This window comes from Anaerococcus obesiensis ph10, assembly GCF_000311745.1.
Taxonomy (GTDB): domain Bacteria; phylum Bacillota; class Clostridia; order Tissierellales; family Peptoniphilaceae; genus Anaerococcus; species Anaerococcus vaginalis.
Genome location: NZ_HE978531.1, coordinates 237758 through 254109 on the forward strand (window position 1 = coordinate 237758; position 16352 = coordinate 254109).

At 26.7% G+C, this 16352-nt stretch carries 14 protein-coding genes, 1 tRNA gene, 1 other RNA gene and 1 pseudogene; 11 read left to right on the forward strand and 6 right to left on the reverse strand.

All coding sequences use genetic code 11. From position 1 onward, the window contains the following. The first annotated feature begins 73 nt into the window (after positions 1 to 73). Positions 74 to 1348, forward strand: coding sequence for a putative glycoside hydrolase (locus tag HGAG_RS01235; protein ID WP_019117568.1), 1275 nt, complete (start codon positions 74 to 76; stop codon positions 1346 to 1348). Between the two features lie 13 nt (positions 1349 to 1361). Then, the gene (locus tag HGAG_RS01240) at positions 1362 to 1991 is read left to right on the forward strand and encodes a transporter associated domain-containing protein (RefSeq protein ID WP_019117569.1); all 630 of its coding nucleotides are present in this window, start codon (positions 1362 to 1364) and stop codon (positions 1989 to 1991) included. 33 nt (positions 1992 to 2024) lie between these two features. Here the strand turns inward: HGAG_RS01240 and HGAG_RS01245 are convergent, their stop codons facing one another. Further along, positions 2025 to 2870: a helix-turn-helix domain-containing protein gene (locus HGAG_RS01245; protein ID WP_019117570.1), complete on the reverse strand. Its 846-nt coding sequence runs from the start codon at positions 2868 to 2870 to the stop codon at positions 2025 to 2027. Positions 2871 to 3045: 175 nt separating this feature from the next. On the opposite strand from HGAG_RS01245, the gene HGAG_RS01250 reads away from it, so the two are divergent. Then, the gene (locus HGAG_RS01250) at positions 3046 to 4686 is read left to right on the forward strand and encodes a GlgB N-terminal domain-containing protein (protein ID WP_019117571.1); all 1641 of its coding nucleotides are present in this window, start codon (positions 3046 to 3048) and stop codon (positions 4684 to 4686) included. A 241-nt stretch (positions 4687 to 4927) separates the two neighbouring features. Here HGAG_RS01250 and cbpB read toward each other — a convergent pair whose 3' ends face one another. The 3 genes from cbpB to HGAG_RS01260 form a co-directional block, all read right to left on the reverse strand. After that, entirely contained in the window at positions 4928 to 5395 is a 468-nt protein-coding gene (gene cbpB / locus HGAG_RS01255) for a cyclic-di-AMP-binding protein CbpB (protein ID WP_019117572.1), read from the reverse strand. Between the two features lie 64 nt (positions 5396 to 5459). Next, an RNA gene (gene ffs, locus HGAG_RS11185) (signal recognition particle sRNA large type) lies at positions 5460 to 5726 on the reverse strand. After that, positions 5726 to 5816: transfer RNA gene (locus tag HGAG_RS01260), tRNA-Ser, on the reverse strand. The genes ffs and HGAG_RS01260 overlap by 1 nt, the downstream gene beginning before the upstream one ends. 106 nt (positions 5817 to 5922) lie before the next feature. On the opposite strand from HGAG_RS01260, the gene dnaX reads away from it, so the two are divergent. From dnaX to hydF, 4 genes are read left to right on the forward strand one after another with little or no spacing between them, the layout of a single operon-like run. Next, entirely contained in the window at positions 5923 to 7674 is a 1752-nt protein-coding gene (dnaX, locus tag HGAG_RS01265) for a DNA polymerase III subunit gamma/tau (RefSeq protein WP_019117573.1), read from the forward strand. A gap of 11 nt (positions 7675 to 7685) precedes the next feature. Next, entirely contained in the window at positions 7686 to 8021 is a 336-nt protein-coding gene (locus HGAG_RS01270; protein WP_019117574.1) for a YbaB/EbfC family nucleoid-associated protein, read from the forward strand. Beyond that, complete coding sequence (gene recR, locus HGAG_RS01275) at positions 8021 to 8620, forward strand: recombination mediator RecR (protein WP_019117575.1); 600 nt, start codon at positions 8021 to 8023, stop codon at positions 8618 to 8620. Before HGAG_RS01270 ends, recR begins: the two co-directional genes overlap by 1 nt. 34 nt (positions 8621 to 8654) lie before the next feature. Continuing rightward, positions 8655 to 9797, forward strand: coding sequence for a [FeFe] hydrogenase H-cluster maturation GTPase HydF (gene hydF, locus HGAG_RS01280; RefSeq protein ID WP_019117576.1), 1143 nt, complete (start codon positions 8655 to 8657; stop codon positions 9795 to 9797). A 30-nt stretch (positions 9798 to 9827) separates the two neighbouring features. Here hydF and HGAG_RS11830 read toward each other — a convergent pair whose 3' ends face one another. Together HGAG_RS11830 and HGAG_RS11835 are read right to left on the reverse strand one after the other, a co-directional pair. Continuing rightward, entirely contained in the window at positions 9828 to 10820 is a 993-nt protein-coding gene (locus HGAG_RS11830) for a 3'-5' exonuclease (protein WP_244263831.1), read from the reverse strand. 120 nt (positions 10821 to 10940) lie between these two features. Then, positions 10941 to 11641 (reverse strand): annotated as a pseudogene (locus HGAG_RS11835) (UvrD-helicase domain-containing protein); the annotation flags it as partial. A 104-nt stretch (positions 11642 to 11745) separates the two neighbouring features. Here HGAG_RS11835 and HGAG_RS01290 point away from each other — a divergent pair. The 4 genes from HGAG_RS01290 to HGAG_RS01305 all read left to right on the forward strand — a co-directional run bounded on the left by HGAG_RS01290 (position 11746) and on the right by HGAG_RS01305 (position 16335). Beyond that, positions 11746 to 12543 (forward strand): nitroreductase family protein, encoded by a 798-nt coding sequence (locus tag HGAG_RS01290; protein ID WP_019117577.1) that lies wholly within the window; start codon positions 11746 to 11748, stop codon positions 12541 to 12543. Positions 12544 to 12560: 17 nt separating this feature from the next. After that, complete coding sequence (gene map / locus HGAG_RS01295) at positions 12561 to 13361, forward strand: type I methionyl aminopeptidase (protein ID WP_019117578.1); 801 nt, start codon at positions 12561 to 12563, stop codon at positions 13359 to 13361. A gap of 258 nt (positions 13362 to 13619) precedes the next feature. Beyond that, the gene (gene brnQ, locus HGAG_RS01300) at positions 13620 to 14930 is read left to right on the forward strand and encodes a branched-chain amino acid transport system II carrier protein (protein WP_019117579.1); all 1311 of its coding nucleotides are present in this window, start codon (positions 13620 to 13622) and stop codon (positions 14928 to 14930) included. Positions 14931 to 15153: 223 nt separating this feature from the next. Then, positions 15154 to 16335, forward strand: coding sequence for an acetyl-CoA C-acetyltransferase (locus tag HGAG_RS01305; protein WP_019117580.1), 1182 nt, complete (start codon positions 15154 to 15156; stop codon positions 16333 to 16335). Positions 16336 to 16352: the final 17 nt, after the last annotated feature.

Below are 16352 nucleotides of genomic sequence, written 5' to 3' on the forward strand. Positions count from 1 at the left end.
AATTCAATAATATAAATTTAGGGCGGGTCTTTTAGACTTGCTCTTTTTTTATCTATTTTAGCTAGGAGTTTATATGAAAAATAAAAAAATATTTTTATTGCTTTTGCTCATATTATCTATTAATTTTTCTTCTTGTTCATCAAGTAAAAATAATAAAAAAATGAGTGATAATAGTTCATCTTCAAATATAACTTCTAATTTAAGTGAAAATAATAAGAAAGATAAGAAACCAACAGGAGAGGCTTATCTTGTTGGAGTTACACCTGATGATTATAATATGGATTATGATACATCTAGACTTAAATCTTTAAATGAAAAGAAATCTAAATATTATCCTAAAGATGGTGTTAAGGGAATTTATATTAATGCTTATTCAATAAATAATCCAAAGTCCTTTAAGAAAAATCTTGATTTGATTGATAGCACTAAGTTAAATACTGTTGTTATTGACATAAAGGATGATTGGGGAAATATTACTTGTGATTTTAAATCTGATAATAAAGATATAAAATATGCTACTGATAAAGTTATTGATGCTGAAGATTTTATAAATAAAATGCATAAAAAAGGCATATATGTTATTGGTAGGATTACCACTTTTAAGGATTCTGTTATTACCGAAAAACATCCTAATTGGGGATTTAGTTTGGGTGATGGTTCTTTGTGGACAAATGGACTTGATGAAGCTTTTATGAATCCTTATTTGGATGAGGTAAGAAATTATAATTTGAAAATTGCTGAGCTTGCAGCAAATGTAGGTTTTGATGAAATTCAATTTGATTATGTTAGATTTGCAGAAGGTTTTGAAACTTTTAATGATAAATTGGATTATTCAAAAGGAAAATGGGAAAAAATTCAAAAAAAAGATGAGGATAAGAGGGTTGATGCCATTACTAGCTTTGTAAAAGAAGCAAGGGAGATGCTCCAAGCTTATGATACTCCTTGTGGAATTGATGTTTTTGGTTATTCAATGCAAGTTGGAAAAGCTGGTGGTATTGGACAAGATTTTAAAGAAATATCTAATCAAGCTGATGTTATGAGTTCTATGATATACCCTTCTCATTGGGGACTTTATTCTTTTGATATAGAAAAACCTGATCTTGAACCTTATGAATTAGTTAAAAGATATTTAAAAGAAGAACAAGAAGAATTATCTAAGATTGAACACAAACCAAAATCAAGACCGTGGATTCAAGATTTTACTGCATCTTGGATTGGTAAAGGAAATTATATGGTTTATGATGCTAAAGCTGTTGAGGCTCAAATAAAAGCAATTTACGATAGTGGTCAAGATGAATTTTTAATTTGGAATTCAGCGTCTAAATATACTGAAGGTGTAAGTTACTAAAAAGTAGGATTTTATGGGAAAAAAAATAAAAGATATAATAGACAAGGGCATAAAAATAATTGAAGTTTTAATTTGTTTGACTATTTTGCTTACTTTATTATTGTCTGTACCAAATTTAATTAGATATTCGATTGATATTGTACAAACTTTACAATTAAGGCAAAATTATGAGCTATTAAATGAATTTTTGAAGTATGCCCTTCTTTTGGTAGTAGGTATTGAGCTAATAGAGATGATAATTACTAGATCTCATGAAGCTATTTTAACTTTGATTTTGTTTGTAATTGCAAGAAAAATGCTTTTGTATTCTGTTGATTTAATTGATATTTTAATTGGATCTATATCAATTGGTCTTATTTTTGCTATTATTAAATTTGTTGTAAAAGATGATAAATTGATGGCGAAAATCGACAATACTTATTCTGCAGCAATGACTGTAAGGCAAATTAAAAAAGAATACAAATTAGATTTACCTCAAGATATGTCAAATACTTTGGGCGGTTTAGTTTATGAAATTGCAAAAATCGAAGGAATTGACGAGGTAAAAGAAAACACAAGATTAATTTATGGCTCTTATAAATTTAAAATTATAAGCATGAAAGATGGAGTAATTGAAAGAATTAGAATTGAAGAATTGAAATAAAAAATCATTAGCCTGAATGTGGCTAATGATTTTTTAAATTCTGTGATTTTTTCTAAATTGTGATGGAGTTATACCAACTTTTTTTCTAAAAACTTGGTTAAAATAAGATTGTGAATTGAAACCAACTATTGATGAAATTTCTTCCATTGAATGGTTCGTGCTTGTTAGTAAATTTTTAGTTACTTCTATTCTTTTTAAAATTAAATAATCAATAGGTGTAACCCTGTATGATTGCTTAAATTCTGCAATCAAATGGAACTTATTCATAAAGGCCATTTTTGATAGGCTTTCTAGTTTTATATCTTCAGAATAATTATTGTCGATGAAATTTTTAATATAATCAATTTGTTTATTTATTTTTATATCATTTGTTATTTCAAAATCATTTTTATATTTTCTAAGTAAGGAGATAACAAATTCGCTAGCCTTGGCGTTTGCCATTGATTGGGCAAACATATCTCCAGAATTAAATTCATCGTGAATTGTATTAAAAGAATCTATAAAATAATCCTTATTTTCTTCTATATTTTTAAATATGTATTTGTCTTCTTCTAAGCTTTCATCATTTTTGATATTTTTTACAAAAATACTATCAACACCAAAAGAAATAAAAGTTAAATTTTCATTTTCATTTGAATAAATGCTATGACCAACATTTGAATTAATTATAAAAAAGTCGTCTTTGCTGGTATCGATAATCTTATCTTCAATTGAAAATTTTCCCTTCCCATCTAAAATATAATAAAACTCAGTAAAGGGATGAAAATGAATCCTAGAGTTTATTTTATCAGAAGAAGAAAATTGTTTTGCATAGAGTACTTTTAGGTAAATACTTTGCACTGTTACACTTTCGTTTTCATTTTTATCTAAAATTTCCATAAATCTTGTCCTTTTTAATTTATTTATATATACATTATACAGAAAAAAAGCCTTTTACTACAAGATAAATTTTGCTATAAGCTAAGAATTTAACTTTGTGATATAATATATTAAATAAATCATTATTAAAAATATAATTAATAATGTGTGCAATAATATATAGAAAGGAAGAATAATGGATACTAGAAAATATTTGGAAGGTAAGGGATACGATGGTTACAAATTTTTTGGAAATCATAAAAAGGCGAATAACTCATATATATTTAGAATCCTTGCCCCAAATGCAAAAAATGTTTATATAATAGGAGATTTTAACTCCTGGACAGAAGAAAAACTTAGAAAATATTCTACGGGTGTTTTTTCAAAAACTATTAAAAATGTTAAAGAATTTGATAAATATTTGTACGTAATAGAAAATGAAAATGGGAAAAAATTTTATAAATTAGATCCATACGCAAAATTAATTGATAAGGAAAATGAAAATTCAATCGTCTATGATAAATCTTACAAATTTTCTTACAAGTACAAAAATAAAAATAATCTAAATATATACCAAATGAGTGCAAAAAATTTTGATAGGAAAATTTTTGAAGATGAAAAATATATGGATAAATTTATCCGATATTTAAAAGAAAATAATTTTTTCCATGTTGATTTTATGCCTATTTTTGCAAATAGATTTAAAGAAGATTTTTCTTACGGCTCAAGTTTTTATTTTTCTATAAATGAAAACTGTATTGAAATTGAAAAAATAAAATTATTTATAGATTTGTGCCATAAAAATAAGCTTGGAATTATTTTTGAAATTGATATAAGCAGTTTTGCTCCCTTTGGAAAATATTTAAATAAATTTGATGGCTCAAATATGTACAATTATGATTACGATGATATTTTGTATAATTATAGTGGATTAATAAACATAGATCCAACAAAAAATCTAGCAAAATCTTTTATTTTATCATTTGTAACTTATTTGATTAAAGAATTTAATATTGACGCAATTGCAATTGCAAATTTAGAAAATCTTATATTTTGGCAAGGGGATAAGTCAAGAGGATACAATGAAAATTGGCTAGGTTTTATAAGAAATATTAATGAATATATAAATGATTTAAATAAAATATCTATTGGTTTTTATAATTCAATTTGGAAAAACGACATAAAGGAAGATTTGGGATTTGATTTGATTTATGATAGAACTTTTGCAAAAATTATAAAAATCAACCAAAAAAATCCTTTTGAAAGAGCTAATTATTCTTATATAGTCAAAAATATTATAGAAAATGATTATAAGAATTATCTACTTGGATTTAATTATTTTGATAGCCTTAGTGAAGGGGCATCTCTTGCAATGAAAATGAATTCAAATGATAAAAAGTATGATCAATTAAAAACTTTGTTTTTATTAGTTTATACTTTGAATTCCAATAAAATGATTTTTTCATCAGATGAATTTGGCTCCTTAGAAACTTTTAATTTTGATAAGAAAATAAATATTTTCAAACAAAATGAAAGTGAAAAAGATTTTAATGAATTTTATAAAAAATTGAGCGATTTTTATATAAGAAACAAAAATTTATACGAAAATGAATCAAAGACAAAAATTCTTGAAATAGAAGGATACTCTTTGTATGCATTTAAAAGAATATATAAAAACGAAGAATATCTGATAATAGTTAATTTGACAGATTTGGAATATAAAATAGATTTGCCAGAAAAAATAGAAAAAATTTTAACAAGTTATAATGAAAATTATCACAGTAAAAATAAATTATATATACCAGCTTTTGGCTCAGGAATTTTTAAAATAAAATAAAAAAGGGAGAATATTTTTCCCTATAAGCGTAAACAAATCCTCAAGCACGAATATCTGACTCCAAAAATTGTTGATTTCTAAATTTTAAAATTCTAAAATCGCAAACTCGCTAAAGCTCAAACAGTGCGATTTTTGACGAATTTTTAAATTTGAAATCAAATCAATTTTTTCCGTATGATATTCTTAGCATGAGGATTTGTGTACTTTTGCAACAGTCTAAGGGAGAATATTTCTCCCTTTCTTATAATTTCTTAATTAATTTGTACTCATTTTCTAAATTATGAGCTATATTTGTAAATCTTTCCAAAATAGTTTTTCTTGTAATTATTCCAACAAAATATCCATTTCTATGAGTTATACATATAAAATTATTATTTATTATAAGTCTTAAAACATCTTCAAGATCAGAATCATCAAATAATATTGGAACAATTTGGTCCATAACTTCGCTAACTTTTGTTTGTGTTAGTATATCTTCATTAAAAAATGTTACATCTTCTGATGAAATTACAATTTTTGAAATAGAAATAAGCCCTCTAACTCTGTCATTTTCATCAAGAACAGGAATTGTTTGATAAGATCTATTTGATAAAACAATAATCGCATGTAAAAGTGTATCATTTTCTCTAACAACTGCAACTTCGCTAGCTGGAGTTATAATGTTTGCCGTAGGTTGATTAAATAATTTTTTTAGATTTTCTCCAATCATTTTTACTCCTTCTTTAAAAAATAGCCTTTTGTCAAAACAAAAGGCATTATAGAGTATATTATGTAAGCACACCCAAGCTCGTAAATTAAAATCTATACGTTACTCAAACAGCCAGCTCATGATAGGTGACCTTACGGCACATAAGAAGATCCACTTAATGCTGCTACGTTCCCGTCCTGACATGGTTCATAGTTTCCTATTGCGTAAGACCCATCAATCAACACCGCTTATTTAAGGCAGACTATATATTTTAAAATCCTAACTTGGGAATTCAATCCTGCTATAGCGGATTGCAGGTTACAAGGCACCGCTAACTCCCCATCTAGTGCATGGCGGAGAGCAAGGGATTTGAACCCTTGATACACTATCAATGTATACACGATTTCCAATCGTGCTCCTTAAGCCACTCGGACAGCTCTCCATGCTTACAGATTAAAACTATACTTTAAAAATGAAAAATTTCAAATAAATTTAAAAATTAAAAAAATATTTTCACTATGGTATAATCTTTAGGGAAAGGAATTATTATGGCAAAAGCTTTATATAGAGAATATAGACCCCAAAAATTTTCTGATGTTTTGGGACAAGATAGGGTTGTAAATGTTTTAAAAAATCAAGTTAAGTCTGGGCAAATATCTCACGCATATTTATTTGCAGGAGAGAGAGGATGCGGAAAGACAACTTGTGCAAAAATTTTTGCTAAGGCAATTAATTGCCTTAATCCAATCGATTCATCTCCTTGTGGAGAATGTGAAAATTGTAAATCAATAGAAGAAGAATCAACAATGGACGTTGTTGAAATGGATGCAGCAAGCAATAGAAGAATTGACGATATTAGAAATTTAAAAGAAACAGTTGTTTATCCACCAAATAATTTAAAATATAAGGTTTATATTATTGACGAAGCTCACATGATTACAAGAGAGGCTTTTAATGCCTTATTAAAAATTGTGGAAGAGCCACCAAGTCATTTGGTTTTTATATTAGCAACAACAGAAATTGAAAAAATTCCAAAGACTATTTTGTCTAGAGTTCAAAAATTTGAATTTAATAAGATTGGTAGAGAAGATATAATCAAACAAATTGATATAATTTTATCCGATAGAAATATTACAATCGAACAAGAGGCAAAAGAGCTTATTGTAAAAAAAGCAAAGGGCGCTATGAGAGATGCTCTTTCGATTTTAGATCAAGTTTTGTCTATTGACAAAAATAATTTCACTTTGAATGATGTAGAAAATATCTTAGGACTTGTTGATTTTGAATCTTTGGATAAATTAATAGCTAATATAATTTCATATAATCAAAAAGATTCCTTGGACTTGCTTTTTGATTTAAGAAATAATAACAAAGATGACAAAGATATTTTAGATGGGCTTGTAGGATATTTTAGAGATATTATGGTCTATAAGACAAGTCAAAATCAAAAATATATTGAAAATTTAGATTATTTGGATTTGATAAAGGAAAAAATAGAAAAAATTTCATCTGATAGGCTAGTATCTTACTTGGAAATTTTAAATGATTATTCAAATAGGATGAAAATATCTGATAATTCAGCCTTGCTTATGGAAATGGCGATTTTAAGGCTAATTAATTTAAAAGATGATGAAAATATTTTATCAAGATTAAAAAAATTAGAAGAAAATAATTCTTCAAATTCAATAGACATTATAAACAAATTAGTGGATAAAAAATTTGAAAATATTAATCTGGATAATTTTATAAAAAATTCTAAACCTAGCCTAGATTATGAAAAAAAAGAAGAAAATAATATTGAAAAGCTTGATGAAAATGAAAAAATATTTGAAGAAAAAAATAAGGAAATAGAAAATAAAGAAATTGATAATAAAATAGAAGAAAATTTTAAAAATAAGCATAGTGATAATGAAGACATAGAAAGTGAAAAAACATTTGAAAATGTAAGTTTAGAAAAAGAAGAAGAAAATATATTTTTAAATGAATTTACCTCATCTTGTTCGCCAATTTTAAAAGTTTGGATAAGAGACGAAGGATTTAATTATGACATAAATGGTGACATTTTTACAATTTATTTTACTAATAATTTATATTATCAATTTTTAGAAGGCGCAAAAGCAAAAATTAAAGAAATTTTAAAAAATGTAAGTGGAAGAGATTTTACCATAAAGGTATCAAGTATTGACAAAAAAAAATCTAACAAGAATAATAGTATAAGAGAATCAAAAAAAGATTCGAATGATGATGTGATGAAAAAACTAGAAAAAGTTTTTGGAAATAATTTAATAATTGAAGAATAAAGGAGTAAAAAATGGCAAGAGGCGGATTCCCAGGCGGCGGAAATATGAATAGTATGATGAAAAAAGTACAAAAAATGCAACAAGAAATGGCAAGAACCCAACAAGAAATTGAAGAAAAAGAATTTTCTTCAACAGCTGGTGGTGGAGTAATAGAAGCTGTTGTTAATGGAAAAAAAGAAGTTGTCAAAATTAAAATTGATGAAGATGTTGTAGATCCTGAAGATACAGAAATGTTAGAAGATCTTGTTGTTGCAGCAATAAATGATGCTTTGAAAAAAGCAGATGAATATAGTCAAAAAGAAATGGGAAAATTAACAGGAAATATTAATATTCCTGGACTAATGTAATGAGTTTATATCCTGAAAGTTTAAATAAATTAATAGAACAATTTCAAAAGTTACCAACTATCGGCAAAAAAAGCGCAGAAAGACTTGCTATGAGTATTGTTGGAAGAGATTTAGAAAGCGTAGAAGAATTTTCAAAATCTTTACTAGAAGTAAAATCCAAAATTCATCCTTGTAAAATTTGTGGAAATTTAACTGAAGATGAAATTTGTGGAATTTGCAAAGATATTTCGAGAGAAGAAAATACAATTTGTGTAATAGAAGATGTTAGAAATCTTTATGCAATTGAAAAATCCTCAGTATATCATGGAAAATATCATATTTTGGGCGGTCTTATTTCTCCTTCTGATAATGTAAAAGCTGAAGATTTATCAATCGATAAATTATTGGATAGGATTGATAAGGAAGATATAAAAGAAGTTATTCTAGCTATTTCGTCAACGATAGAAGGAGAAACAACTAGCTTATTTTTGGCACATTTATTAGAAGGAAAAAATGTAAAGGTATCAAAAATAGCATCAGGAATTCCTGTTGGATCAAATTTAGAATATTTTGACCAATTGACATTGGAAAGAGCTTTGGAAGATAGAAGAGAGATTTAATTTAAGTTAGAAATAATATTTTTAAGGTATGAAAATGAAAGCTTATAATTCGGAAAGATTTAGTATTATTCTTTTGGGCAAAACAAATTCTGGCAAATCTTCATTTTTAAATTATATAAGTGACCAAGATGTTTCTATTGTTTCAAGTCAAAAAGGAACTACTACAGATCCTATAAAAAAATCAATGGAAATTCATGATTTTGGTCCGGTATTATTTTTTGATACAGCAGGATTTGATGATGATACGAATTTGTACGAAAAAAGAATAGAAAAAACAAAAAAAACAATAGAAAAAGCTAATCTTATTTTGTATTTTTTGTCTATGGAAGATGAGCTTGATGATATTTTTAAATTAAAAAAGGAATATACAAATATAATTTTTATTGCAAGCAAACAAGATTTGGATATTGGAGAAAAAATATTTGAAAAATTTGAAAGCATAAATCCCTTAAAAATTAATTTAAAAAATAAAAATGATAGGGACAAATTTTTTGATAAGATTAGGTCGGATTTTAAATTTGAGGATAAGACTATTACAAAAAATCTTGTTAAAGAAAATGATTTGGTTTTGCTTGTGATTCCTCAAGATGCTGAAGCTCCAAAATTTAGGCTTATCAAGCCGCAAGTTATGACTATAAGAGAAATTATAGATAAAAATGCAACGGCAGTTTCTACAAATTTAAAAAATCTAGAAAATACCTTAAATTCTTTTAATAAAAAACCTGATCTTGTAATAACGGATTCTCAATATTTTAAAGAAGTTTATAATATTTTGGATAAGGAAATAAAATTAACTTCTTTTTCTGTTTTGTTTTCTGCTTTTAAGGCAGATATAGATTATTATATAGAATCTGTAAAAAAATTAGATGAGGGAGCAAGAAAAATTTTAATTGCTGAAGCTTGTTCTCATCCTCCAATTAGTGAAGATATAGGAAGGGTTAAAATTCCAAAATTATTGAAAAAAAATTATGATGATATAGAAATTGAATTTGCAAGGGGCGATGATTTTGAAAATATTGAAAAGTATGATTTGATAATTCAATGCGGAGCTTGTATGTTTAATGAAAAATATGTAAAAGAAAGAATTAAACTTGCAAAAGAGAAAAATATTCCAATGACAAATTATGGAATAGTAATTGCTTATTTAAATGGAATTTTAGAAAAAATTTATATATAAATATGATGATAGCCTTGGCTCAAAGATTTATTACTTTGAACCAAGGCTATTTTTTATTATTTCTTGACTATTTTTATAAAAAATTGATGGTTCAACTTTTTTGTTATTTCTGTTTTTTAGTGATAAAAGATGTAGGCTATTTTTTGCTCTAGTAATTGCAACATAAAAAATTCTTCTTTCTTCTTCCAATCTTTCAAAATAATTTTCTTCATCTAATATTATAGGAAATTCATTTTTAATTAAATCTATTACAAAGACTGTGTCATATTCAAGTCCTTTGGAAGAGTGGATAGTTGAAAGTTTTAAATTATTTTCGCTTAAAGACTTAGATTTTTTTTCTATAATTTTAATTTTTTCATATACTTGGTCAAGATTTTCGCATGATTTTGTAAAATATTTTAGGCTTTCTATATAAATATCTTTATTTACAGTTTCTTCCTTGTATTTTCTACTTAACATGTCAATATAATCTTTATAAGAAAGGCTTTGGTATATAAAAGAAATTTTTTTATCAATGTCTAATTTTCTAAGGTGATTTAGCTTTTTTTCTATGTTAAATAAGGCGTCTTTCTTGAAATCTTCTATATCAGAATTTTCAAAAAAATCGAAAATATTCTCATTTACTGGCTTATATATAAGTTTTTCTATGTCATCTTTTGATAGGTAGGATGAAATCTTATAGTAAATTTCAGAAAATCTTTCTACATCATTAAAATCATTTGAAAAATTTATTATATTAATCATATCTAGGAAAATTTTTGATTCAAAAAAATCCATTATTTTAGAATTTATTGAAAAATCAATATTATTTTCTAATAGGTAAGAAATTAGAGAAATTGCTGAAATATTATTTCTAAATAAAATTCCAGTATTTTCGTTTTTATCTATATTTTCAAGTATATAAGCATATTCTTTTGAAGAATTTTTGAAAGATTTTATTTTTATTTGGCTTGGATTTTTTCTATTTACTTTAAAATCTTTTTTGTACCTATTTTTATTTTGTTTTATAAAAGTGCTAGCCAATTTTATAATTTCTTTACCAGACCTGTAGTTTGTATCAAGAGTAATTATTTTTGCATCTTTGTAAATTTTTGTAAAATTTAACAGGTAAGTAGGATTTGATGCCCTAAATGAATAAATTGATTGGTCATCATCAGCTACTACTAGAATATTATTTTCTGGATATACAATTTTTTCTAAAATTTTAAATTGTAAGAGGGAAGTGTCTTGACCTTCATCAAGTTGAAAATATTTATATTTATTTTTTATTGATCTTAATAAAGACTCATCATTTAATAATTCTAAGGCATAAACTTGCATATCATCAAAATCTAGAAGGTGTTTTTGTTTTTTATTTTTTCATATTCCAGATAAATTTCTTTTATATTAGAAATTTCAACTTTTTTCAGATAAGAAATATCAAGGAGAGAATTTTTCATAAATGATACTTTTTGGAAAAATAAATTTAAATCTTCTTTGGACATTTTTTTATTATTAATGCTTTTATAAATTTCTCCAACAAGATTATACTTATTGTAAATTTTCTCATCTTCTATTAGATTTACTTGTCTATTATATTTTTTTAAATAATTTCTAATTATAAGATAGCAAAAAGCGTGAATAGTCATAAAATTTGAATCCTTGCTATCAAATCTTTTTTTCATATCATTAGCTTGGATTCTAGAAAAAGTTAAATTCAAAATTTTTGAAGAATCAATATGTTCTGACAAAAATTTTATTCTTTCTAAAAGCATGGTAGTTTTTCCAGAACCTGGAATTGCCAAAACTAAAAGAGGACCATCCAAATGTTTTGCAGCTTGTAATTGTTTGCTTGTAAATTTCATATTTATATTTTATCATATAAGTATAAGAATTTAATTATAGAGGATTTAATAAATTTATTTATTAACTGACGATTTAAGGTATAATATTTAAAACGGGAGGAATTATGTTAACTACAAATTTTTTAAAAACAAGAACTTCTACTAGAGATTTTAAAGATGAAAAAGTAGATGATGAAAAAATTAAAAAGATTTACCAAATTACAAGAGAATTAGAAAATAAATTTGGTGAAAAGGATCTTCATTACCAAGTAAATAATAAGGGAGAAGAAGTTTATTTTAAATTAAAAGGAAACGCTGGCTACAAGGGAGTTATGATAAAAGCACCTTTGTATGTTGCCCTTGATATTACAAATGATAGCAAATCTGCTCTTGTTAAAGGATCTTATGGTCTTGAAGAATTAATTACAAAATTAGATGAACAAGGACTAGCTTCTTGTTACATTACAGTAAGCGGAGTAAGCGATGATATTTTAAAATCAGCTTTTGTAAATGCTGAAGGAAAAATTATGTCAATTCTTGCAATTGGCGAAGCTACAAAACAAGAAGTTAGAGAACACAGATACGATGATAGAAAAGGAATAAATGAATTTGTATTTATTGATGATTTAGATCATAAGGCAAGCGTAGAAGAACTTTCCCAAAGAGGACTTGATGATTTATTCTCATACCTAAGATTTGCTCCATCATCATACAATTCACAACCATGGAGATTTGTTTTAAAAGATAATTTTGTAAATTTATATTTAGAAGATTACAAAGACGAAGCAAATTTAGTTGATGCAGGAATTGTAATGTATTATTTTGATCAATTAACAAAAGAAATATCAATAAATTCAATTTGGGAAGTTGAACCAAAATTAGACGGCTCAAAATTCCAATTTATTGCTCAAAAAGAATTATAAAATTTTAAGGAATTTTAATGATAAGACTTTATACAGAAAATGATATAGAAAAAATGTATGGGGCTTCAGAAATTCTTTGCCAAACACACCTTGCCATAAAAGAAGTAATAAGAGCTGGAATAACAACAAAATTTCTTGACGATTTTGCAAATAAATTTATAAAACACAAAAATGCAAGACCTGCCCAATTAGGCTATCAAGGATTTCCATATACACTTTGCATATCTGTAAATGATGAAATTTGTCACGGATTTCCTTCAGATTATGTACTAAAAGAAGGCGATGTAGTTTCAATTGATAATGTAATTGATTACAAGGGAGGACTTGCAGATTCTTGTTGGACTTATAAAATTGGAAAATTGAGCGAAGAAAATGAAAAGTTAGTTGATGTGAATTTAAAAGCTCTTTACAAAGGAATTGAAGCTGCAAAACCAGGAAACAGAATTGGAGATATAGGTTATGCAATTCAACAATACGTTGAGGGCGAAAATGGATTTTCAGTTATAAGGGACTTTATAGGTCATGGAATTGGAAAAGAAATGCACGAAGATCCACAAGTTCCACATTATGGAAAAAAAGGATTTGGTCCTAGAATAGAAGAAAATATGGTATTTACAATTGAGCCAATGATAGCAGTTGGCGATTGGAAATCAAAAATGGACTCAAATGGATGGACAGCAAGAACAAAAGATGGTTCCGTTTGTTCACAATTTGAACACCAACTTGTCATAAGAAAAGAAGGAGCAGAAATAATAACTGACCAAAATAATTTTTCTTTGACAGAAGATGACAAAAAATTTATAGAATCATATAAATAGGAGAGAAATCTCCTATTTTTTTCGTTAAAAATAGCTTTTTAAAAAATGGATAATTTTACTTATTTCATTGGAAATATATGTCAAATCTTATAAAAATTCATAATAAAATGTTTTCAAATTTATAAATAAATATATTTCTCAAAGAAAAATATTAAAATTTAAAGAAAATAATTAAAAATTTGTAAAAAACTTTAAAAAAGACTTAATAAGTAATCAAAAAAATGGTAAAATATAAAAGTACAGCTTTAAGGAGGAGTTATGGATATTTTAGTAATAGGATTTGCATTATTTGCAATGTTTTTTGGAGCGGGGAATTTAATTTTTCCACCAATGTTGGGATATACTTATGGAGATAAGTGGTTATTGGCATCTATTGCCTTTACAATTGTAGGAGTCGGATTAACTTTGCTTGCTGTAGTTAGTATGGCAAAAAGGCAAGGAAATATTTTTACTTTTACTTCACTTGCAGGAGATAGGCTTTCAAAAGCAATAGTTTTAATTATTGCTCTTTGTATTGGACCTTTAGGAGCAATTCCAAGAACTGCAGCTACAAGTTTTGAGATGGTACAATCAGCAGGCTTTAATGTAAATATTTGGGTCTTTACTTTAATATTTTTTGGATTATCATTGTTTTTGTCTTTGGCAAAAAATTCTGTTGTAGATTTAATTGGAAAATTTTTGACGCCACTTTTATTAATTTCTTTATTTATAATGATAATTGTTGGAATGTTAAATCCAATTGGACAAATAAAAGAAATTAATATAGATTTAAGTAAAATATTTTCTGATTCAATGCTTGAAGGATATAATACAATGGATGCTTTGGCAGCTCTCGCATTTACACCAATAATTGTAGAAAGCGTAATAAAAAAAGGCTATAAAAATCAATTATTAAAAAAGACGATAGAGGCATCACTAATTGCAGTTTTTGGACTTGCTTTTGTGTATATCTCATTAACTTTTTTGGGAGCAAGTGCCTCAACAAGTATTGATACAGATTCAAGAGTTATTTTATTAAATTATATTTCAGAAAAAATTCTTGGAGATAAGGGCAAATTTGTTTTATTAGTCGCAATTATTATGGCATGTTTTACAACATCTGTAGGCTTGATTTCATCAATCTCTAATATTTTCGCAGAATTTTCTAAAAATAAATTCAATTATAGTTTTCTTGCAATAGCAATAGCTTTAGTGTCTTTATTATTATCTGTTCTTGGAGTGGAATCAATAGTAAAGATTACAGGACCATTTTTACAATTTGTCTATCCTTTAGCAATTGTTTTAGTAGTATTTAATTTGATCGGGAAAAATTCTCTCGATAAATTAGTAATTAGAAATTCTTTTATTGTTGTAACAATTGTTTCATTTATGGATGCTCTAATTAGTTTGATAGATATTTTAAAAGAAATGTTTAATGTAAATCTTTCATTTTTAGTAAGTTTAGAATCTGTGTTGAAAAAAATTATACAAGTTATCTCCTTAAATATTGTAGATTTTCCATGGATAATTCCTCTAATTCTTATAATTATCCTAACTAGCCTATATTTAAAATTAAATAAAAATAAATAAATTTTTGCATCCAAATTTGTTTTTGGATGTTTTTTATTAGAAATTTTTTGCAATTATTTTTTTATCCTGTATATTTTTATTGTAAGTAAAAATATTAGAAAAAGGATTTCAAAATCCAAATAAAAATTATTAGAAAATGTTTGATAAATTTTTAACTACATGTTATAATCGTATTGTAAGTTAAGATAACAATTTATCAGATATAAAATCGAAAGGGGAAATTATGACAAGAAAAGTAGTAATTGCAAGTGCAGCTAGAACTCCAGTAGGAAGTTTTGGTGGAGCTTTAAAATCACAAAGCGCAGTTGATTTGGGTGTTGTTGCAGCTAAAGCAGCTATCGAAAGAGCTGGAATTAAACCAGAAGATGTTGAAGAAACTGTTTTAGGATGCGTTTTACAAGCAGGACTTGGACAAAACGTTGCAAGACAAATTTCATTAGGAGCAGGAATCCCAATAACAACACCTGCAATGACAATTAATAAAGTTTGTGGATCAGGACTTAGAACTGTTTCACTTGCAGCTCAAATGATTTTAGCAGGAGATGTTGACGTTGTTTTAGCAGGTGGTGCTGAAAGTATGTCAAACGCCCCATTCTTATCTAATGAATCTAGATGGGGAGCTAGAATGGGAAATAAAAAATTTGTTGACGAAATGATTACTGATGGTCTTTGGGACGTTTACAATGATTATCACATGGGAGTTACAGCTGAAAATGTAGCTGAAAAATATGGAATCACAAGAGAAATGCAAGACGATCTTGCAGCAGTAAGTCAACAAAGAGCAAGCAAGGCTCGTGCTGAAGGAAGATTTAAAGATGAAATCGCTCCAGTAGAAATTAAAGATAGAAAAGGAAATGTTACAGTTGTTGAAGATGATGAATATATCAGAGACGGTGTAACACAAGAAGGAATTTCTAAATTAAGACCAGCATTTATAAAAGATGGTACAGTTACAGCAGCTAACGCATCAGGAATTAATGATGGAGCAGCTTGTCTTGTAGTTATGAGCGAAGAAAAAGCTAAAGAATTAGGCGTTAAACCACTTGCTACAATCGTAAGTTATGCATCAGCAGGTGTTGATCCAAAAGTTATGGGAACAGGTCCAATCCCTTCAAGTAAAAAAGCTCTTGAAAAAGTAGGATGGAAAGTTGAAGATCTTGACTTAGTTGAATCAAACGAAGCTTTCGCAGCTCAATCATACGCTGTAAGAAATGAAATGGGATTTGACCCAGAAAAAACAAATGTAAACGGTGGAGCAATTGCAATAGGTCACCCAATCGGAGGATCAGGAGCAAGAATTCTTACAACACTTTTATACGAAATGGAAAAAAGAGATTCTAAAAAAGGTCTTGCTACACTTTGTATAGGTGGAGGAATGGGAACAGCTCTAGTAGTTGAAAGATAATAATTTTATAAACAAAA